Here is a 23,122-nt window from a genome sequence, read left to right on the forward strand (position 1 = left end):
CCTGGATGCAGCAGGCCTATGGGCTGCAGGCGTGCGACAGCGTGTTGCAGAAAACGCCGTTCAGCTTCGATGTGTCGGTGTGGGAGTTCTTCTGGCCGCTGATGGTCGGTGCGCGCCTGGTGGTGGCCCAGCCCGGTGCCCATCGCGACCCTGCACAACTGATCCAGGTCATCACCGAGCAGGGCATCAGCACCTTGCACTTCGTGCCCTCGATGCTCCAGGCCTTCATCCATGAGCCGGGCGTCCAGGCCTGCACCAGCCTGCGACGCATTGTCTGCAGCGGCGAGGCCCTGCCGGCCGAAGCCCAGGCCCAGGTGTTCGCCCGTTTGCCTGGGGCGGGCCTGTACAACCTCTACGGCCCGACCGAAGCCGCCATCGACGTGACCCACTGGGCCTGCATCGAGGATGGCCGCCACAGCGTGCCGATCGGCCGGCCCATCGCCAACCTGCGCACCCACATCCTCGATGCCGAACTCAACCCGGTGCCGGTTGGCGCCGCCGGTGAGCTGTACCTGGGCGGCGTGGGCCTTGCGCGTGGTTACCACCGCCGCCCGGCGCTGACCGCCGAGCGCTTCGTGGCCGACCCATTCGGCTCCGGTGAGCGCCTGTACCGCACCGGCGATCTGGCGCGTTACCGCGAAGATGGCGTGATCGACTACTTGGGGCGCCTGGATCATCAGGTGAAGATCCGTGGCCTGCGCATCGAACTGGGCGAGATCGAGGCCGGCCTGATGGCTCACCCGGCGGTCAAGGAAGCGGTGGTGCTGGCCCAGGACAACAAGCTGTTGGTCGCCTACCTGGTGCCGTCGGCGCAGGTGGCCGATAGCGGCGCGCTGCAGGCGCAGCTGCGAGCTCATCTGCAACTGAGCCTGCCGGTGTTCATGGTGCCGGAGTGTTTCATGCTCCTGGAGCGTCTGCCGGTCACTGCCAACGGCAAGCTCGACCGCAAGGCCTTGCCACGCGCCGGAGCGGTGCGCCAGCAGCACGAGGCCCCGCACAGCGAACGCCAGCGCGCCTTGGCGCAGATCTGGCAGCCGTTGCTGGGCGTCGAGGCGGTCGGGCTGGACGATAACTTCTTCGCCCTGGGCGGCGATTCGATCATCGCCATCCAGGTGGTCAGCCGCGCCCGCCAGGCCGGCCTGCGCCTGAGCCCCGCCGATGTGTTCAAGCACCAGACCCTGCGCGAGCTGGCCGAAGCCGTGGAGCAGGCGCCGCTGGTGCAGGTCGAGCAAGGGCCGCTGCAGGGCGAGGTGGCGTTGACGCCCATCCAGCATTGGTTCTTCGAACAGACGATTCCGACGCGCGAGCATTGGAACCAAGGCCTGCTGCTGACCCCGCGCGAGCCGCTGCAGCCCGAGCGTCTGGAGGCGGCCCTGGAGCGCCTGGTCCAGCAACACGACGCCTTGCGCCTGCGCTATCGCCACACATTGACCGGCTGGCAGCAAACCCACGCCGAGGCGGCGCCTGTGCAGCTGTGGCATCGTCAGGCTGCGTCGGCCCAGGCCTTGCGCGCCCTGTGCGACCAGGCCCAGGCCAGCCTGGACCTCGCCGACGGCCCACTGCTGCGTGCGCTCTTGGTGCAGATGGCCGATGGCAGCCAGCGGCTCTTGCTGGTCGCCCATCACCTGGTGGTGGACGGGGTGTCCTGGCGCGTGCTGCTGGAGGACCTGCAGCAGGCCTACCGTCAGCAGGCCTTGCCGGCCAAGACCAGCGGTTACCAGCACTGGGCTGCACGTTTGGGCGATTACCTGCCTCGAGCTCGTCAGCAATTGCCGTTCTGGCTGGCGCAGCGCGCCAGCGCGCCACTGCCGCACGACAACCCGAATGGGCGCAGGGTCAACGCCAGCGCGGCCGTGCTGACCTGGCGCCTGAGCGCCGAGCGCACCCGCCAATTGCTGCAGCGCGCAGGCCAGGCCTACCGCACCCAGGTCAACGACCTGCTGTTGACCGCCCTGGCCCAGGCCGTGGCTGACTGGAGCGCTCAGGCGGACTGCCTGGTACTGCTCGAAGGCCACGGTCGAGAGGCGCTGTTCGACGACATCGATCTGAGCCGCACCGTGGGCTGGTTCACCAGCCTGTTCCCCGTGCGCCTGAAGGCTGCGCCGACGCCGGGCGAGGCGATCAAGGCGGTCAAGGAGCAGTTGCGCGCGGTGCCGGACAAGGGCGTCGGCTATGGTGTGCTGCGCTACCTGGATGCCGAGGCCGGCGCACAGCTGGCCGCCCAGGCGCAGGCGGGCATCCTGTTCAACTACCTGGGCCAGTTCGACCAGCAATTCGGAGACGACGCCTTGTTCGCCCCGGCCATCGAAGGCAGCGGCCAGGCCCAGGATCCTATGGCGCCGTTGGCCAGCGCCTTGAGCCTGGAAGGGCAGGTGTACCAGGGCCAGCTGGTGCTGGAGTGGCGCTACTGTCGCGAAAGTTTCGACACCTCCACACTCGAGCGTCTGGCCGAGGGCTTCGGCCAGGCCCTCGAGGCGTTGCTTGACCATTGCCTGGCCCCCGGCACCCTCGGCGTGACACCTTCGGACTTCCCTTTGGCGCGGCTGAACCAGGCACAACTCGATGGCCTGGCCTTGGACTGGGCTCACGTCGAGGATGTGCTGCCGCTTTCGCCCTTGCAGCAGGGCATGCTGTTCCACAGCCTCTACGCGCCCGAGACCGGCGCCTACATCAACCAGTTGCAGGTGTGCATCGACGGCCTGGACGTGGCGCGCTTCGCCGCCAGCTGGCAGGCCGTGCTCGCACGCCACGACGTGCTGCGCAGCCAGTATCACTGGGAGGCCCTGGCGCAGCCGGTGCAGTCGATCGCCCGCGAGGTAGCACTGCCACTGCAGGTGCTGCCGGGCGAAGGCGCGGATATCCAGCGCATTGCCGATCAGGAGCGCACCCGCGCCTTCGCCCTGGACCGCGCACCCTTGCTGCGCCTGGTGCTGGTGCACCTGGGCGGCGAGCGCTACCAGTTGATCTACACCAGCCACCACATCCTCATGGATGGCTGGAGCAACGCCCAACTGCTGGGCGAGGTGTTGCAACGCTATGCAGGCGGCCAACCGCCGGTGAGTGCGGGCAAGTACGCCGATTACCTGGCCTGGCTGCAACGGCGCGACCCGGCCTTGGACGAGGTCTTCTGGCGCGGCCAGCTCCAGGCGCTCGAAGCACCGACCCTGCTGGGCGAAGCGCTGCCCCGCGAGGCAGGCGAGGAGGGTTTCGGCGAGTTGGTCCACGGCTTGGACGAAGCCTTCAGCCAACGCCTGGCGGCGTTCGCCCGGGCCCAACAGGTGACCGTCAGCGTGGTGTTCCAGGCGGCCTGGGCGTTGCTGCTGCAGCGCTACTGCAACCAGCCATCGGTGGCCTTCGGCGCCACCGTGGCCGGGCGCCCGGCGCAGTTGCCGGGCATCGAGCAGCAGGTCGGGTTGTTCATCAACACCTTGCCGGTGATCTGCGCGCCGCGTGCGACCCAGCGCGTGGCTGCCTGGCTGGGCGAGGTGCAGGCGCTTAACCTGCAACTGCGCGAGCACGAGCACACTTCGCTGGTGGACATCCAGCGCTGGGCCGGCCAGCAGGGGGCCTTGTTCGACAGCCTGCTGGTGTTCGAGAACTTCCCGGTGGCCGAGGCGCTGCGCCAAGGGGCACCGGGCGGCTTGCGGCTCTCGCAGGTCAGCAACGTCGAGCAGACCAGCTATCCGCTGACCCTGGGCATTGAGCAGCACCAGGGCCTGGTACTGACCTTCAGCCACGACCGCACCCGGATCGGCAGTGCACAGGTGGCGCAGCTGCGCGATGCCCTGGTGCACCTGCTTGCGCAGTTCGTGGCCGCGCCTGAACAGCCGCTGGCGAGCCTGGGCCTGCTCGATGCCGCGCGCCACGCCGAGCGCCTGGCTCAGGGCGGGCAGCCGCGGCTGACGCTGGACAGCCCGCTGTTGGCGCACCAGCGCTTCGAATGCCAGGCAGCGCTCACGCCACAGGCGCTGGCCCTGATCGCCGGCGAGCAGCGCTGGACCTACGACCAACTCAATGCCCAGGCCAACCGCCTGGCCCATCGCCTGCGCGCATGCGGCGTGGGCCCTGGCCAGCGCGTGGGGCTGTCGGTGCGACGCGGGCCGATGATGATCGCCAGCCTCTTGGCGGTGCTCAAGGCGGGCGCCGCCTATGTGCCGCTGGACCCCGACTACCCGGCCGAACGCCTGACCTACATGATCGAGGACAGCGCCCTGAGCCTGTTGCTCATGCAGCCTGGTTTGCTCCAGGCGCCGGCCGGGCTGCCTTGCCTGCTGCTGGAGGCGGGCGAGGGCTGGCTGGAGGGCTACAGCCCGGAAAACCCGGTCAACCTGGCCAGTGCCCAGGACCTGGCCTACCTGATCTACACCTCCGGTTCCACCGGCCAGCCCAAGGGGGTGTCGATTGCCCATGCGGCACTGCGCGAATTCTGCGTGATCGCCGCCGACTATTCGCAACTGGTCCCCGAGGATCGAGTGCTGCAGTTCGCCACCTTCAGCTTCGACGGCTTCGTCGAGCAGTGCTACCCGCCGCTGTGCGTGGGCGCCTGCTTGGTGCTGCGCGGCGATGAGCTGTGGGACACCACGACCCTGTACGAGCAGATCATCGCCCAGGGCATCACCCTGGCCGACCTGCCGGCGGCGTACTGGTTCCTGCTGGCCCAGGAGTGGGCCGCCAGCGCACCGCGTGAGGCCGGGCGCCTGCGCCAGGTGCATGTGGGGGGCGAGGCGATGTCCGCCGAGGGGCTCAAGCTGTGGCACGCGGCTGGGCTGGGGCATGTGCGGCTGGTCAACACCTACGGCCCCACCGAGGCCACGGTGGTGTCGAGCACGCACCTTTGCACCTTGGCCGACAGCGCGGGCGCCATTCCGATCGGCCGCGCCTTGCCGGGGCGGGCGCTGCACATCCTGGACGGCCACGGCCACCTGGCCCCGGTGGGCCTGGCCGGCGAGCTGTGCATCGCCGCAGGCGCGGGCCTTGCCCGTGACTACCATGGCCGTGCGGCGCTGACCGCCGAGCGCTTCGTGCCAGACCCGTTCGCCGGCACCCCGGGGCAGCGCTTGTACCGCAGCGGCGACCTGGCGCGGGTGCGCGCCGATGGCGTGGTCGAGTACATCGGCCGGGCCGACCATCAGGTGAAGATCCGTGGTTTCCGGGTCGAACTGGGTGAGCTGGAAGCGCACCTGCAAGCGTTGCCCATGATCCGCGAAGCAGCGGTGCTGGTGCACGAGGGCGCCACCGGCAAGCAATTGATCGGCTACGCCGTGCCCACCGCGCCTGCGCATACCAGCGCCGAACTGACCCGCGCCGTGCGCCAGGCGCTCAAGGCCCGCTTGCCGGACTACCTGTTGCCGGCCCAGGTGGTGGCGCTGGCAGCGCTGCCGCTCAACCGCAACGGCAAACTCGACCGCACGGCCTTGCCCGTGCCCGAGGCCCTGGCGCTTGAGGGTGGCGAGCCGCTGCGCGAAGGCCTGGAGCAGCAGCTCGGGCAGATCTGGCAGCAGGTGCTGGGCCTCGATGGCCTGGGCCGCGAGGACAACTTTTTCGACCTGGGCGGCCACTCCCTGCTGGCCACCCAGATCGTTTCCCAGGTGCGCCGGCAACTGGGGCGTGCAGTGAGCCTGCGGGCGCTGTTCGAGCATCCGCGGCTGTGCGATTTTGCCGAGCAGGTGCGCGCCAGTGCCGATCAGGCCGTGCTCGCCCGCCCGGCCATGGCGCGAGACCCAGGGCCGGGCGAGCAGCCATTGTCGTTCGCCCAGCAGCGCCTGTGGTTCCTCTGGAGCCTGGAGCCGCACAGCTCGATGTACAACATGCCCGGCGCCCTGCGCCTGCGCGGCCCACTGGATCCGGACGCCCTGCGCCGTACCTTCGAAGCCTTGCTGGCGCGTCATGAAGTGCTGCGCAGCACCTACCACGAGGCGCGCGGAAGTACCTGGCAACAGGTGCGTGACGACCTGCCGCTGGCGCTGCGTTACCGCGACTTGCGTGGCCTGGCCGATGCCGAGGCCAGTGCCCAGGCACTGGCCCGCGAGGAAGTCGCGCAGCCGTTCGATCTGGCCAACGGCCCACTGCTGCGTGTGCAGGTGCTGCAACTGGCCGACCAGGACCATGTGCTGCTCATGACCTTGCACCACATCGTCGCCGATGACGGCTCGTTCCGTGTGCTGATCGACGAGTTCGTCAGCCTCTACAGCGCATTCGCGGTAGGCGAGCAGCCGACCCTGCCAGAGCTGAACCTGCAATACGCCGACTTCGCCCGCTGGCAGCGCCAGTGGCTGGAGCAGGGCGGCGAACTGCAACGCCAACTCGCCTGGTGGCAGGCCCATCTGGGCGAGCATCACCCGGTGCTGGAGCTGCCGCCGGACCCGACTGCCGAACCCGGCGAAGCCGGGCAGGGCGCGACCTGCCACTTCACCTTCGACCGCGCCCAGAGCGCGGCCTTGCGCCGGTTCGCACGGCAACGCCAGCAGTCGCTGTTCAGCGTGCTGCTGGCCGCGTTCAACGTGGTGCTGCAACAGCGCACCGGGCAGGCCCGCCTGCGCATCGGCACCGACATCGCCAACCGCAACCATGCCGAGCTCGAGCGCATGGTTGGCTTCTTCGTCAACCAGCTGGTGTTGCAGGTGGAGCTTGTGCCGGCGATGACTGCCGATCAGCTGCTGACCCTGTGCAGCCGAACGTTGATCGAGGCATCCGAGCACCAAGACCTGCCGTTCGAGCGCCTGGTCGAGGCCCTGCGCCTGCCCCGGCGCAACGGCCGCTCGCCGCTGTTCTCGATCAAGCTGATCCACCAGGAAGGCGTGGGGCGCCTGCCGTCGATGGGGGCGCTGCAGGTCAGTGACTTCCCGTCCGGGCGCCAGGCGGCCGAGCTGGACCTGGTGGCGGCGTTCTACAACGACGACGAGCACCTGCACCTGAGCTTCGAGTATCCGGCCGGGCGTTTCGCTCCGGCCACGCTGGAGGCGATGTTCGAGCAGGTCCGGGCGGTGCTCGCGGCGCTGGTCGGGGGCGCAGCCACCCTGGGCGAGCTGTCGGCCCGGGCCGAGCAGGTCTGGCGTGACCACCAGCAGCGCCGGAGCAGCGAACGCGCCGCCCGCCTCAAAGGGCTGCACCCGATCCGCCGGCGTCGTTCCAGCGCCGTCGAATGACCTGATTGTTCAACGACTTTTGCGGCGGCTCGCGACGAGCCGCCATGGTCCAGTTCCAGGAGGCGTCATGTCTGTCACTTCATTGTCCTCTCGCCCCATGCGCGGTGCGCGCAAGCGCATTTCCAGCGACACGTCCAGCCTGGTCAGCTTCCGCCCGTTGTTCGAGGCGGGCTTTCCGCTGCTGTGTACGCCCACCGTGCCAGGGGTCGATCTGGTCGCCTGGGCGGCGCAGAACCGCGCGCTGATCCAGCAGCAGTTGCACCAGGGGGCGGCGATCCTGTTCCGCGGCTTCGATGTGGCAGGTATCGATCAATTCAACCAGTGTATCGACGCGATTTCCGGCGGCGCCCTGCAGTACCTGTTCCGCGCCTCGCCACGCACCCAGATCACGGGCCAGTTCAACATCTACAGCTCCACTGACTACCCGGCCGGTGAGCGGATCTTCCCGCACAACGAGCACTCCTATTCGCCGGTGTTCCCGCTGCATTTGTACTTCTACTGCGACACCCCCTCCCAGACCGGTGGCCAGACGCCGCTGGGCGATACCCGGCTGATCCTCGACCGCGTCGATCCGCAGGTGCGCGAAGCCTTCGCCCGCAAGGGCATTCTCTATGTGCGCAACTATGGCGACGGCATGGGCCTGCCGTGGCAGACCGTGTTCCAGAGCGAGGTGCGCAGCGAAGTGGAAGCCTACTGCGCGCAAATCGGGGTAGAGGCCGAGTGGAAACCAGGCAACCGCCTGCGCACCCGTCAGCGCGGCCCGGCCATCGTCCGCCACCCGCAGACCGGCGAGCGCATCTGGTTCAACCACGGCACCTTCTTCAATGCCCTGACCCTGCCTGACAGCATCCGCGACAACCTGCTGCGCGAGTTCGGCCCGCTGGACTTGCCGCAGAACACGTTCTTTGGCGATGGCACGCCGATCGGCGATGACGTGGTGCGCCACCTGCAACAGATCTACCGCGACGTGATGGTCGAATTCGACTGGCAGAAGGGCGACGTGGTGCTGCTGGACAACATCCTCACCGTGCATGCGCGCAACGCCTTCACGGGCCGTCGAAAAATTCTCACCGCCATGGCGATCGCGCAGAAAAGCGCCGATCTGGCCCACGATTAAGGAGCTCCATACATGACCCTCTCTCTCCAGCCAGGCCATGACGACGTAGGCGGTGAACTGTTCCAGGCCTCTGCCCAGCAGGCGCTGGCTTTGGCCAACCAGGGCGAGCACCCAGGGCACGCCTGGGTGGTGCTCAGCGTCGCACGCCTGCCCGATGCCGGCGCGCTGTCCGCGCACCTGGCTACCCTGGGTGCGCGCCACGAAATACTGCGCACCCTATACCGCCGCCTGCCGGGCATGGCCTGGCCGCTGCAGGCCGTGCAGGCGCAAGTGCCTGGCGCCGTACATGCCGAGGCCGACCGCGACCTGGACCAGGCGCTGGCCTGGGCCAGGGCCCAGGTGAGTGCAGCCGGTGCCTGCAGCGTGGCGGTGAGCGCCCTGGCCGGTGCCCAGCCACGCCTGTTGCTGCTGGGCAGCGCGGCCAGCCTCGACCGCGCCAGCCTGCTGATGGTGGCGGGCGAGTTGGCCGCCTTGTGCGAGGGCCGCGTGCTCGCCGACAACGACGAGGCGTTGCAGTACGTCGACTTCGCCGCCTGGCAGCAGGAGCTGCGCGAAGATGAGCTGGGCCGCCAGGGCGCGGCGTTCTGGCAGGCGCTGGTGCGCAGCCATCTGGTCAACCACCGCCTGGCCTTCGAAACCCCAGGCCACGCCAACGCCCGCCACCAGGCCAGCCGTGCCGATCGGACGCTCGAGGCGCTGCTGTCGAGCGACGGCGGTGAGGCGCGGGTGCTGGCGCTGTGGGGCGCTTTCCTGGCCCGTATCAGCCAGCAAGAGCGTCTGCTGATCGGCCTGCACGTGGAGGGCCGTAACGAGGATCTGGCCGATGCCTGTGGCGTGTTCGCCCGGGCCCTGCCGGTGGCCTTCGACCAACGCCAGGGCGCCAGCCTCGATGGGTTGACCGACGAGATGACGACTCGCCTCGAACAGTCGCGCTCCTGGCTGGACTGCCTGAACGAGTTCGACCTGGGGCTGTGCCGCTACGGCTTCGTCCATCGCCCGAGCGCCGCTGAACAAAGCGTTTTGGCGCTGGACGCCGAAGGGCCGGCCGAGCGCCTGCGCCTGGTGCTAGGCGAAGGCCTGGTGCGCCTGGATGCCGATGCCGCTGCCTTCAGCGTCGAGGCCTTGCAGATGCTGCTGGGGCAGTTCCTGCACTTTGCCGGTCAGGCTCTGGTCGCGCCAGCGCAGGACCTTGCCGAGGCCGGCTTGCTCGATGAGGCTGGGCGCCGGCTGGTGCTGCAGGGCTTCAACCCCCAGGCCGCCTCCCTGCGCCAGGCGCGGCAGTTGCAAGCGTTGTTCGCCGAGCAGGCCGAGCGTCAGCCCCAGGCCATCGCCTTGAGCGTGGGCGGCGAGCGGCTGACCTATAGCGAGCTGGAGCGCCTGTCGAACCAGGTGGCCAACACCTTGCGCGCCCAGGGCACAGGCCCGGACCAGGTGGTGGCGGTGTATGGCCAGCGCAGCCGCGAGCTGGTGGTGGCACTGCTGGGCATCCTCAAGGCCGGAGGCGCCTACCTGCCGCTGGACCCGAACTACCCGGCCGAGCGCCTGGCCTTCATGCTCGCCGATGCCGGTGCCGAGCAGGTGCTGGCCTGCCTGCCGCTGCCTGCGGCCTGGCAGCAGAACCCGCGTTTGACGGTCACTTCCCTGGCCGCCGATGCGCCCGTGTGGTCGGCCAGCGAGCAGGCCCCGGCGCCACTGGGCGATGCCGACAATCTGGCCTACGTGATCTACACCTCCGGCTCCACCGGCAAGCCCAAGGGGGTCATGGTCAGCCACGCCAACGCCGTGGCCTCGACCTTGGCCCGTGGGCATTTCTACCGCGAAGCGCTGGGCAATTTCCTGATGTTGTCGTCGTTCTCCTTCGACAGCTCCGTGGCCGGTGTCTTCTGGGCGTTGAGCCAGGGCGCGACACTGACCCTGCCGGACGAGCACAGCTACAAGGATCCGCAACAGCTGGCCGCGCTGATCGCCCGGGAGGGCGTGACCCATTACCTGACGTTGCCCTCGTTCCACGGGCAGATCCTCGAATACCTCGATGCACCGAGCCTGCGCTGCGTGATCGTCGCCGGCGAGGCCTGCACCCAAGAGCTTGCGCGGCGCCACGGCGAGCGCCTGGCCGGGGTTTCGCTGGTCAACGAGTACGGACCGAGCGAAGCCACCGTGTGGTCCACCGCCACCTATTTGGACCCGGCCGACGGCCATGGCATCGCCATCGGCAAGCCGGTCCAGGGCCTGCGGGTGCATGTGCTGAACGCGCAGTTCGAGCCGGTCGCGCCGGGTGTCGAGGGCGAGCTGCACGTGGCCGGCGATGGCCTGTGCCGTGGCTACCTGGCGCGGCCGTCCCTGACCGCCGAGCGCTTCTTGCCGGACCCGTTCGCCCAGGAACCGGGGCAGCGCCTGTACCGCACAGGCGATGTAGCGCGCTACCGGGTCGACGGTACCCTGGACTGCCTTGGGCGCCTGGATCATCAGGTCAAGCTGCGCGGTTTTCGCATCGAGCTGGGCGAAATCGAAAACGCCCTGCGCGCCGGGCGCGGCGTGGACGATGCCCTGGTGATCGCCCATGACACCGCGGCGGGTAAACAATTGCTGGCCTTCGTCGTTTCTACTCAGGAAGGTCACGAGCAACTGGGCCTGGACCTGCACAGCCACCTCTCCCAGGTGCTGCCCGAGCACATGCTGCCGGCGCGCATCCGGGTGCTGGAACGCTTCCCGCAGACCCCCAATGGCAAGCTCGACCGCAATGCCTTGCTGGCCCTGGACAGCCGACGCAGCCAGTACATCGCCCCGCGCACGGACCTTGAGCGCACCCTGGCCGGTATCTGGGCCGAGGCCCTGCAGGTGGACAAGGTCGGTGTGCAGGACAGCTTCTTCGAGCTCGGCGGCCACTCGCTGCTGGCCACCGCGATCCGTACCCGGATCCAGGAAGCCTTGGGCCTGACGATCCCGCTGCGGGTGTTCTTCGAGGGCGAGACCCTCGAGCGCCTGGCGCAGGAGATCGATGCATTGCGCGAGCAAGCCGGTAATCAGCAAAACACAGTGGACTCCCTGGAGGCGCTGTTCGACGAGGTTGAAGCTCTATGAATGCGGTACCGGACAGAATGCTGGCGCTGGCGCAACGGTTTGCAGGGATGTCGGCCGAAGCCCGACAGGCGCTGCAAGGCAAGATGCGCGAGCAGGGCCTGACCCTGGAAGCCCTGCCGATCCCGCCGCGTGCGGCGGGTTTGCAGGTGGTGCCGGCGTCCTACGCCCAGCAGCGGCTGTGGTTCATCTGGCAACTGGAGCCACAGGCCAGCGCCTACAACCTGACCGGTGCCTTCCGCCTGCGCGGCCCGCTGGACCGTGCGGCCCTGGAGCAGACCCTGGCCGCGCTGCTGGCGCGCCATGAAGTACTGCGCACCACCTTCCGCCTGGAGGCGGGGGCTGTGCAGCAAGTGATCCACCCTGCGATGGCCTGCCCGCTGGAGCAGGTCGAGGCGCACGAGGCAGGCCTTCAGGCTGCCATCGCCAGCGCTGCCCGGGCACCGTTCGACCTGGCCCACGGCCCGCTGATGCGCGCCCGGTTGGTCCGGCTCGGCGCCCAGGATCATGTGTTGGTGCTCACGCTGCACCATATCGTCACCGATGGCGCCTCGTTGCCCATCCTGATCGAGGAATTCACCCGCCACTACGCGGCGTTCGCCAGCGGCCAGGCGCCGCAGGTAGAGGCCCTGCCGATCCAGTACGCCGACTTTGCCCTGTGGCAGCGGCTGTGGCTGGAGGCGGGCGAGGGCGAGCGGCAATTGCAATATTGGCGCGAGCAGTTGGGCGATGAACACCCGCTTTTGAGCCTGCCGCTGGACCGCAAGCGCCCGAGCGTGCCCAGCCAGCAGGGCGATTGCGTCAGCGTCCAGGTGCCCGCCGCAACCTTGGAAGGCCTGCGCCAGTTGGCCCGCGAGCAGGGCTGTACGCTGTTCGTGGTGCTGCTGGCGTCGCTGCATGCGTTGCTGCACCGCTACAGCGGCGAGCACGACATCCGTGTCGGCGTGCCGGTGGCCAACCGCACACGCCAGGACGTGCAGACGCTGCTGGGCTTTTTCATCAACACCCAGGTGCTGCGCAGCCAGCCGCAGCCCGAGCAACCCTTCCTGGACCTGCTGCAGGCCCTCAAGGCTGCGGCCGTGCAAGCTCAGAGCCATCAGGACGTGCCGTTCGAACAACTGGTGGACGCGCTGCAGCCAGAACGCAGCTTGAACCAGAGCCCGCTGTTCCAGGTGATGCTCAATCATCAGCAGGCCGCCGAGGGCAGTGCCCGCTGGTCGTTGCAGGGGCTGGAGGTCGAAGTGCTGGCGGTCGATGAACGCAGCACCAAGTTCGACCTGATGCTCGATACCGTCGAAGGGCCCGAGGGCCTGAGCGCGGCGTTCACCTATGCCACCGACCTGTTCGAGGCCGCCACCCTCGAGCGCATGGCGCGCCACTGGTTGAACTTGCTGCAAGCGATCGTGCGCAATCCGGCCACGGCCCTGGGCGAGTTGCCGATGCTCGATGCCGCTGAGCGCGCTGCCACCCTGGCCGAGTGGAACCCCAGGCCGGCCCGGCATGAGCTGCGCGAGTGCCTGCACCAGCGCATCGAGCGCCAGGCGGCCTTGCGCCCAGCGGCCACCGCGGTGGTCTGCGAGGGCGAGCGCCTGAGCTATGGCGAGCTCAACCGCCGGGCCAACCGCCTGGCCTGGCACCTGCGTGCCCAGGGTGTGGGCCCGGACGTGCGCGTGGGCATCGCCTTGCCACGCTCGCTGGAGATGCTGGTGGGGCTGCTGGCGATCCTCAAGGCCGGTGGCGCCTATGTGCCGCTGGACCCTGAATACCCCGAGGAGCGCCTGGCCTATCTGCTCGAAGACAGCGGCACGCGCCTGCTGATCAGCCAGGCGCCGCTTGCCGCGCGCCTGCCGCAGGTCGAGGGCCTTCAGACGCTGTTGCTCGACCAGGCCGGTGCCTGGCTGAGCGAGGCGCCCGAGCACGACCTGCCCAACCTGACCGACCCCGACAACCTGGCCTACGTCATCTACACCTCAGGCTCGACCGGCAAGCCCAAGGGCACCTTGTTGCCCCATGCCAATGTGTTGCGCCTGTTCCAGGCCACCCAGCAGTGGTTCGGCTTCGACGAGCACGATGTGTGGACGCTGTTCCATTCCTATGCGTTCGATTTTTCGGTGTGGGAGATCTTCGGCGCATTGCTGCATGGCGGCACGTTGGTGGTGGTGCCCTATGCCACCAGCCGTTCGCCCCAGGACTTCCACCGCCTGTTGCGCGAGGAGGGCGTGACGGTGCTCAACCAGACGCCGTCGGCCTTCCGCCCGCTGATCGAGGTGGCGTGCGCGGCCCGCGACCAGGGGCCGCTGGCCCTGCGCACGGTGATCTTCGGCGGCGAGGCCCTGGCGGTGGCCGACCTGCGGCCTTGGTTCGAAGCCTTCGGCGATCGCCAGCCGCAACTGGTGAACATGTACGGCATCACCGAGACCACGGTGCACGTGAGTTACCGGCCACTGGGCTGGGCCGACCTTGAATCGAGCAACAGCAGCCCGCTGGGCGAGCCGATCGGCGATTTGTCGTGGTACGTGCTCGACAGCCGTTTGAATCCGGTGGCCAAAGGCTGCGTGGGCGAGCTGTACGTGGGCGGGGCGGGCTTGGCACGGGGCTACCATCAACGCGCGGATCTGACTGCCACGCGCTTTGTGGCCGACCCCTTCGCCGAGCGCCCTGGGGCGCGCCTGTACCGCACGGGCGATCTGGCCCGCTACAGCGCCGACGGCAGCCTCGAGTACATCGGCCGGATCGACCATCAGGTGAAGATCCGCGGTTTTCGCATCGAGCTGGGCGAGATCCAGCGCTGTCTGCAACAGCATCCGCAGGTCGCCCAGGCCCTGGTGCTGGTGCACGAGGCTGGCGCCAGCAAGCAACTGGTCGGCTACCTGGTGGCCAAGGCTGGCGTCGAGGCCGGCAGCAGCACCTTCGGCCAGGGCCTGCGTGACTACCTGCGCGGCGAGCTGCCTGACTACATGGTGCCCGCACACTTGATGGTGCTCGACGCCTGGCCGCTGACCAGCAACGGCAAGCTCGACCGCAAGGCGCTGCCCGCGCCGGGCCTGGCGCCGTCGCGAGGGGCCTGGCAAGCGCCGCAGGATTCGCTGCAGGCTGACCTGGTCACGCTCTGGGAAGAGGTGCTCAAGCGTGCGCCGGTCAGCATCGATGACAACTTCTTCGAGCTCGGTGGCGACTCGATCATCGCCATCCAGCTGGTCAGCCGTGCCCGTCAGAGCGGCATCCGCTTCAGCCCCAAGGACCTGTTCCAATACCAGACCGTGCAAAGTCTGGCGCGGGTCGCGGTGCGTAGCGAGGCGGCCGTCCACAGCGATGCGCCGGTGGTTGGGGAGGCGCCGCTGACGCCGATCCAGCAGTGGTTCTTCGAGCAGCCCGTGGCCCATCGCGCCCACTGGAACCAGTCGGTGTTGCTGGACCTACGTCAGCCGGTCGATGCGCAGCAGCTGCGTAGGGCGCTGGCCTGCGTGATGCGCCAGCACGACGCCCTGCGCCTGCGCTTTGTGCAGCAGGCCGGCCAGTGGCGTCAATGGCATGCCGAGGAGGGCGCCGAGCAGCCAGTGCTGCAGCACGCCCACGCCTGTGACGAGCAGGCCTTGCTGGCGCTGTGCAACCAGGCTCAGGCTAGCCTGGATCTGGCCGAGGGACCGCTGCTGCGCGCCCTGCTGGTGGACATGGCAGAGGGCGGGCAGCGCTTGCTGTTGGTGGTCCATCACCTGGTGGTGGACGGGGTGTCCTGGCGGGTGCTGCTGGAGGATCTGCAGCAGGCCCTCCAGCAATTGGCCGCCGGCGAGCAGCCGCGCCTGCCGGGCAAGACCAGCGCCTACCAGCAGTGGGCCCGGCGCCTGGTACAGCATGCGCAGAGCCCGTCATTGCTGGCCGAGGCCGCGTACTGGCACGCCCAGTACGAGGACGTGACGCCAGGCCTGCCGAGCCAGGCTGTGTCCCACCCGGTGGCGCAGGAGATCTGCGCCGTGCAGACCTGCCTGGACCCGGACCTCACCCGCCAATTGCTGCAGCAGGCCCCGGCAGCCTACCGCACCCAGGTCAACGACCTGTTGCTGACCGCCCTGGCCCAGGTGATCTGTGCCTGGACTGGCCAGGCCTCGACCCTGGTGCAGCTCGAAGGCCATGGCCGCGAAGACCTGTTCGAGGACATCGACCTGAGCCGCACGGTGGGGTGGTTCACCTCGATCTTCCCGGTCAAGCTGACCCCGGCGCTGGATGCCGGCGCCAGCATCAAGGCCGTCAAGGAGCAACTGCGTGCGGTGCCGAACAAAGGTATCGGTTTCGCCATCCTGCGCTATTTGGCCGACGTGGGGCTGGGGGCGCTGCCGGCACCGGCCATCACCTTCAACTACATGGGCCAGTTCGATGCCAGCTTCGATGCACAGGCGGCTTGGCAACCGGCACGCGAGCGCGGCGGTGACGAGCAGGCGCCGGGCAACACAGTGCTCGAAGGCCTGAGCATCAATGGGCAGGTGTATGGCGGCGAGCTGTGCCTGAGCTGGTCGTTCGACCCGCGCCGCTTCGCCCAGACCCAGGTGCAGGCCTTGGCCGACGCCTATGGCCAGGCCTTGCGTGCGCTGGTCGAGCACTGCCTGGCCAGCGATGGTGGGCTGACACCGGCCGATGTACCGCTGGCGCAACTGCACCAGGCGCAGCTCGATGCCCTGAACCTTGTGGCGCGCGACGTCGAAGACCTTTACCCGCTGTCGCCGATGCAGCAGGGCATGCTGTTCCACAGCCTCTACGACGATCAGCCAGGCGCCTACGTTCACCAACTGCGCCTGGACGTCGAAGGCCTGGACGTCGAAGCCTTGCGGGCGGCCTGGCAGGGGGCGCTGGACGCCCATGACACCCTGCGTGCGCGCTTTTTGTGGGGCGATGAACTGCGCCAGCCGTTGCAGGCGATCGGGCGCCAGGTGCGTCTGCCGCTGGAACGGCTGGACTATCGCGGCCAGCCGCGCAGTGCCCTGGAGGCATTTGCCGAAGCTGACCGTCAGCGCGGTTTCGATCTGGCCCAGGCACCGCTGCTGCGGGTCAGCGTGCTGGACACCGCCGAAGGCCGGCAGCACCTGATCGTCACGCACCACCACATCCTGCTCGATGGCTGGAGCACCTCGCAGTTGCTCGGCGAAGTGATGCAGCGTTATGCCGGCCAGACCCCGGCCAGCAGTGCCAGCCGCTACCGCGACTACATGGCCTGGCTCGTCGTCCAGGATGCCCAGTCCGCCCAGGACTTCTGGAGCGCCCAGCTGGCGCCGCTCGAAGAGCCGACTTTGCTGGCCAATGGTGCTCAGGCCGAGCCTGGCGCAACGGGCTTCGGAGAATATTTCCAGGTGCTCGACCCGGCGACCAGCGAGCGCCTGGGCGCGTTTGCCCGGCAGCACAAGGTCACCCTCAACAGCTTGGTGCAGGCCGCCTGGCTGCTGCTGTTGCAGCGCTACAGCGGGCAAGCCTGCGTGGCTTTCGGCGCCACCGTGGCTGGCCGTCCGGTAGACCTGCCGGGCATCGAGCAGCAGTTGGGCCTGTTCATCAACACCCTGCCGGTGATCGCCCGCCCTGAACCCGGGCAATCGGTGGCGCAGTGGGTACAGGCGATCCAGGCGCTGAACCTGGACCTGCGCGAGTACGAGCACAGTCCGCTGGCCGAGGTGCAGCGCCTGGCAGGGCTGGGCAATCTGTTCGACACCTTGCTGGTATTCGAGAACTACCCGCTGGCCGAGGCGCTGCAGCAGGGACCGGACACGGGCTTGCGCATCCTGGATGTGCAAGGTCGCGAACAGACCCATTTCCCGCTGACGGTTTCGGCCGACTTCGGCGCGCGCCTGTCGCTGCGCTACAACTATGCCCGCAGCGCCTTTGGCGACACTTTCATCGCCAGCCTGCACGAGCACCTGTGCAACCTGTTGCAGGCCATGGCCGCAGCGCCTGAGCAGGCGCTGGGCCAATTGACGCTGCTGGGGGATTCGGAGCGCGATTTGCAACTGCTGGCCTGGAACGACACCCAGGTGGCCTTCGCGCCAATGCAACCGGTGCATCGGCTGTTCGAATCGCAGGCCGAGCGTGCGGGGCAGGCGCCGGCACTGGTGTTTGGCGATCAGCAACTGGATTACGCCGAGCTCAACCGCCAGGCCAACCGCCTGGCGCACCGCTTGCGCGCGCACGGGGTGGGCCCGGAGGTGCTGGTCGGCATCGCCGTCGAGCGCTCCCTGGAACTGGTGATTGGCCTGTTGGCCGTCCTCAAGGCCGGTGGCGCCTACGTACCGATGGACCCGGACTACCCGACCGAGCGCCTGCAGTACATGCTCGAGGACAGCGGCGTGGGCTTGCTGCTCAGCCACAGCACCCTGGTAGCGCGCCTGCCGCTGGTCGATGGCGTCCAGGTGCTGTGCCTGGATCAGCTGGACCTCACCCAAGGCCCGGACCACAACCTGGACCTGGCCCTGGACGGCGCTTCGCTGGCGTACATGATCTACACCTCGGGTTCCACCGGCCGGCCCAAGGGCGCGGGCAACCGTCACGACGCTTTGTACAACCGCCTGGCCTGGATGCAGGCGGCCTACCCGCTGGGCGCGGGGGACACGGTGTTGCAGAAGACGCCGTTCAGCTTCGATGTGTCGGTGTGGGAGTTCTTCTGGCCGCTGATGGTCGGCGCCCGCCTGGCCATCGCCGAGCCCGGGGCGCATCGGGACCCGGCGCAACTGGTGGCGCTGATCAACCGTCACCAGGTCGATACGCTGCATTTCGTGCCGTCGATGTTGCAGGCGTTCGTGCGCGACGAGGGCGCGGCCTCCTGTCACAGCCTGCGCCAGGTGATCTGCAGTGGCGAGGCGTTGCCCGCCGAATTGCAACGCCAGGTGCTGCGCGTGCTGCCCAAGGCCGGGCTGTACAACCTGTACGGCCCCACCGAGGCGGCCATCGACGTGACTCACTGGACCTGCCGCGACGACGGTGGGCACAGCGTGCCGATCGGCCGTCCCATCGCCAACCTGCGTACCTATATCCTCGACGACAGCCTGCAACTCCAGGCCGTCGGCCGGGTCGGTGAGCTGTATTTGGGCGGCGTGGGCCTGGCGCGCGGTTACCACCAGCGCCCTGGGCTGACCGCCGAGCGTTTCGTCGCCTCGCCATTCGACGCCGGCCAGCGGCTGTACCGCACCGGCGACCTGGCCCGCTACCGCGCCGACGGGGTGATCGAATACATCGGCCGGATCGACCATCAGGTGAAGATCCGCGGCCTGCGCATCGAACTGGGCGAAATCGAGGCCGCCCTGGTCGAACAGCCCGGCGTCGCCGAAGCCGTGGTACTGGCGCTGGAGGTGGGCAAGAGCACGCAACTGGTGGCGTATCTGGTACCCAGTGCCAGCGCGCTCGACCCCGCGGTGCTCAAGGCTGCCCTGGCCGAGCGACTGCCCGAGCACATGCAACCGGCTCAATTGATCGAACTCGAACGCATGCCGGTGACGGCCAACGGCAAACTCGACCGGCGCCGTCTGCCGGCACCTGAGGCGCGCACGCGTCAGGGGCGCGCACCGGCCACGCTTGAGGAAGCGAGCTTGCTGACGGTCTGGCAGGCGCTGTTCGAGCGCGACGACATCAGCGTCGAAGATGACTTCTTCGAACTCGGTGGCGACTCGATCGTGTCGATCCAGGCCGTGGCCCTGGCGCGCAAGGCGGGGCTGTCGATCACGCCCAAGGATGTGTTCAGCCACCCGACCCTGGAGGCTTTGGCCCAGGTCGCCACCGCCCTGGCACCGGCGCTCGAGACGCCGGTGGCGCGGGTGTCGGTGGGGCTTTCGCAGGCCCAACTGGCGCGCCTTGGGCTCACTGCCGCGCAAGTGGAGGACGCCTACCCGCTGTCGCCCATGCAGCAGGGCATGCTGTTCCACGCGCTGCAGGACAGCGACGATGGCCTGTACGTCAACCAGATCGAAGTAGGCGTGGTGGGCGTGGATCCGCAGCGCATGCTTGCGGCGTGGGAGGCGGTAGCCCGCCGCCACGCGATCCTGCGCACCGCGTTCCTCTGGGAGGGCGAGCAGGAGCCGCTGCAGGTGGTGCTGCGCGAAGTGCCGCCGCTGCTGACCGTGCTCGACTGGCGCAACCGCGCCGACGCCCGGCAGACCGTGCGCGTGCTGGCCGATGCCGAGCGCGAGCAGGGCTTTGCCCTGGGGAGCGCGCCGTTGCTGCGGATACTGTTGGTGCGCATCGATGAGCAGCGGTACCGGCTGATCTGGACCTACCACCACATCCTCATGGATGGCTGGAGCGTCTCGCGGCTGATCGGTGACGTGCTGCGCCACTACAGTGGCCAGGCGCTGTCTCCGGTGGCCGAGTACCGTCATTACATCGGCTGGCTGCAGCGCCAGGATCCGCTGACCAGCGAAGCGTTCTGGAAGACTGCGCTGGCAGCGCTGGAAGGGCCGACGCACCTTGCCCGTGCCGTACCGGTCAAGCAGCCGCAGGCGGGCTATCACGCGCTCTACACCCAGCTGGATGCAACGCAGACCACGCGCCTGCAGCAGTTCGTCCAAGGGCAAAGGGTGACCCTCAACACCTTGGTCCAGGCGGCCTGGCTGCTGCTGTTGCAGCGTTACAGCGGCCAGCGCACGGTGACCTTCGGCGCCACCGTGTCGGGGCGTCCGGAAACCCTGGAAGGCGCCGAGCAGATGCTTGGGCTGTTCATCAACACCTTGCCGGTGGTCAGCAGCGTACCGACCACCCAGGCCGTGGGCGACTGGCTGCGTGAGCTGCAGGCCTACAACCTGCGCATCCGCGACCACCAGCACACGCCACTGGGCGACATCCAGCGCTGGGCCGGGCAGGGCGGCCAGGCGCTGTTCGACAGCATCATCGTGTTCGAGAACCAGCCGGTCGATCGCACGCTGCGCGAGTGGGACGGCGACTCACTGCGCTTTGAGGAGGTATCGGACTTCGGCCTGACCAGCTTTGCCATGGACCTGATGGTCAGCGTGGAGGAGGGCGGTCTGCGCATCGAGTACATGCACCAGCGTTCGCACTTTGATCTTGCGACGGTCGAGCAGATACGCGCGCACATGGAAAGCCTGCTTTGCAGGCTGTGCGACGATGCCCTCCAGCCGGTCGGCTGTCTGGGCCTGGTCGAGGACGCGCCACGCCAGTTGCAGGCGGCCGCGCCAACTGTGGCCAACACCCCGGTGCATGAGCTGATTGCCCGTCGTGCCCGGGAGCTGCCACAACACCCGGCGTTGGTGCTGGGCGAGCAAGTGCTCGACTACGCTACCCTCGAGCGCCGCGCCACGGCCTTGGCCGTGCGTCTGCAAGCGCTGGGTGTTGGGCCGGAAACCGTGGTGGGCGTGTTCATGGAGCGCTCGCTGGAGCTGGTGGTGTCGCTGCTGGCGGTACTCAAGAGCGGCGGTGCCTATGTGCCGCTGGACCCGGAGTACCCAGCCGAGCGCCTGCGCTACATGATGGCCGACGCGGGCATGGCGGTGCTGCTGACCCAGCATCGCCTGCAGGATCGGGTGACCCTGGCGCCATCGGTCACCTGCCTTGCGGTCGATACGCTGGTACTCGATGAAACGGTCGATGCCTCGGGCTTGCCGGCGGTTCAGGACCTGGGCCTGGCCTACCTGATCTACACCTCGGGTTCTACCGGCAAGCCCAAGAGCGTCGCCGTGGCCCATGGGGCGATCAGCATGCATGTGCAGGCTATCGCCCAGCTCTACGAGATGGACCACGACAGCCGCGAGCTGCACTTCATGTCGTTCGCCTTCGATGGCGCCCATGAGCGTTGGATCACCACGTTGATCAGTGGCGGCACCCTGGTGATCCGTGACAACAACCTGTGGACCGCCGAGCAGACCTTGCAGGTGCTCAAGGCGCAGCGCATCAGCATCGCCTGCTTCCCGCCGGCGTACTTGCTGGAGCTGGCCGAGCAGGCCGAACGCCAAGGCGAGGCGCCGGCCGTGCGCATCTACTGCTTTGGCGGTGATGCAGTACCGGATGCCAGCTTCGAGCGGGTCAAGCGCAGCCTGGCGCCACAGTACCTGGTCAACGGCTATGGCCCGACCGAGACCGTGGTCACGCCGCTGCTGTGGAAGACCCCAGCGAGCGGGCATTGCCAGGCAATGTATGCGCCGATCGGTCTGGCGGTGGGGGCGCGGACCCTGTACGTGCTCGATGGCGACCTCAATCCCTTGCCGCCGGGCCTGGTCGGTGAGCTGTTCATCGGTGGCGAGGGCGTTGCCCGCGGCTACCATCACCACCGCGGCCAGACCGCCGAGCGCTTCATCGCCGACCCGTTCGGCGCGCCGGGAGCGCGGCTGTACCGCACGGGCGATTTGGTGCGCATGCGCGCCGATGGCGTGGTGGATTACGTGGGGCGCGTCGACCATCAGGTCAAGGTTCGGGGCTTCCGGATCGAGCTGGGCGAGATCGAGGCGAGGCTGCGCGAACAGACCGGGGTCAAGGATGCCTTGGTGGTGGTGCGCGACACCCCGCAAGGCCGCCAGCTGATCGGTTATGTGGTCGCCGCTGCCGAACAGGGGTTGAGCCAGCGCCTGCTGGCGGCCCTGCGCGAGCGCCTGCCGGACTACATGGTGCCGGCCCAGGTGGTGGTGCTGGCGCAGTTCCCCCTCACGCCCAATGGCAAGCTCGACCGCAAGGCGCTGCCGGACCGTGACTTCGGTGCCCGCGAATTCGTTGCGCCGCGCACGCCCCTGCAGGCGGCGCTGGCGCAGGTCTGGCAACAGGTGCTGGGTGTCGATCAGGTGGGCATCACCGACAACTTCTTCGAGCTGGGCGGCGATTCGCTGCGCACCTTGAAGGTGATCTCCCAGGTACGGGCGATGCCGGGGCTGGGCTTCGAACTCAAGCTGCGCGACATGATGGCCAACCCGACCATCGCCGGCCTGACCGCCGCCCAGGGCCAGGCGCCGGAGCCGTTGCTGCTGCTCAACCAACCGGTGACGGATGCAGCGCCGCTGTTCTGCCTGCATGCAGGGTTCGGCACAGTGTTCGACTACGAGCCCCTGGCCCGGCGCCTGGAAGGGCAGCGCACGGTGTACGGCGTGCAGTGCCGGATGCTGCTGGACCGCCAGTGGCAAGACTTGTCGCTGGCGCAGATGGCCAGTGACTACGCCGCTGCCATTCGCGCTCGCCAGCCCCAGGGGCCGTATCACTTACTGGGCTGGTCGCTCGGCGGCAGCCTGGCACTGCTGGTGGCTCAGGTCCTGGAGGGCCAAGGGCAGAGCGTACGCTGGCTGGGCCTGGTGGACAGCTACGTGCCGCTGGACACCGGTGAGCAGGCCGAAGCGCTGCGCGAAGACCTGCAGGCCTTCCTCTGCGCCACCCTGGGGATGGACCCGGACGCGGTGCAACCAGTGCTCGACGGGCACAGGGCGATCGAGGCCCAGGAGGTGGGTGGGTTGATTGCCGAGGTGATCCAGCGTCAGCCACAACAAGGCGCGGGTTATGCCTTGCTCGGGGCCGATGAGCTGGCGCATACCTTCATGGTCAGCCAGCGGCTCAAGCAACTGTCGCGCGAGCTGCCGATGTTGCCGGTGGTCAAGGCCGAGCTGCGTTGCTGGTGGGCCAGTGCCAACCCGACCGGTGAGCGAGCGGCGCTCGAAGCGCAGCAACCGCGTATTGCCCACACCGAGGTGGTGCGCGCCAGCCACTACGACATCCTGCATAGCCCCGGCTGCCTTGATGGGGTATTGGCGACCCTGGAGCCGGTGCGGCTGCCTCAAGCCTGACCGGCCAGTCTGGCGGTTTGCAGTAAATAGCCACGCCCGGCTTA

At 68.4% G+C, this 23,122-nt stretch carries 4 protein-coding genes; all 4 read left to right on the forward strand.

Annotated features, from left to right (window positions below; genetic code table 11):
* Positions 1 to 7,145: non-ribosomal peptide synthetase (locus DQ397_RS09890; RefSeq protein ID WP_148921534.1), on the forward strand; the 7,145-nt coding region annotated here is incomplete at its 5' end.
* A 67-nt stretch (positions 7,146 to 7,212) separates the two neighbouring features.
* Positions 7,213 to 8,262 (forward strand): TauD/TfdA family dioxygenase, encoded by a 1,050-nt coding sequence (locus DQ397_RS09895; RefSeq protein ID WP_043215871.1) that lies wholly within the window; start codon positions 7,213 to 7,215, stop codon positions 8,260 to 8,262.
* A gap of 12 nt (positions 8,263 to 8,274) precedes the next feature.
* Entirely contained in the window at positions 8,275 to 11,343 is a 3,069-nt protein-coding gene (locus DQ397_RS09900; protein WP_043215870.1) for an amino acid adenylation domain-containing protein, read from the forward strand.
* Entirely contained in the window at positions 11,340 to 23,078 is an 11,739-nt protein-coding gene (locus DQ397_RS09905; RefSeq protein ID WP_148921535.1) for an amino acid adenylation domain-containing protein, read from the forward strand. The genes DQ397_RS09900 and DQ397_RS09905 overlap by 4 nt, the downstream gene beginning before the upstream one ends.
* Positions 23,079 to 23,122: the final 44 nt, after the last annotated feature.

This window comes from Pseudomonas sp. CK-NBRI-02 (assembly GCF_008124495.1).
Lineage (GTDB): Bacteria > Pseudomonadota > Gammaproteobacteria > Pseudomonadales > Pseudomonadaceae > Aquipseudomonas > Aquipseudomonas guariconensis.

Coding starts and splice junctions, on each gene's coding strand:
- DQ397_RS09895 (WP_043215871.1), top strand. CDS start 7,213: ATGTCTGTCACTTCATTGTCCTCTCGCCCCATGCGCGGTGCGCGCAAG.
- DQ397_RS09900 (WP_043215870.1), top strand. CDS start 8,275: ATGACCCTCTCTCTCCAGCCAGGCCATGACGACGTAGGCGGTGAACTG.
- DQ397_RS09905 (WP_148921535.1), top strand. CDS start 11,340: ATGAATGCGGTACCGGACAGAATGCTGGCGCTGGCGCAACGGTTTGCA.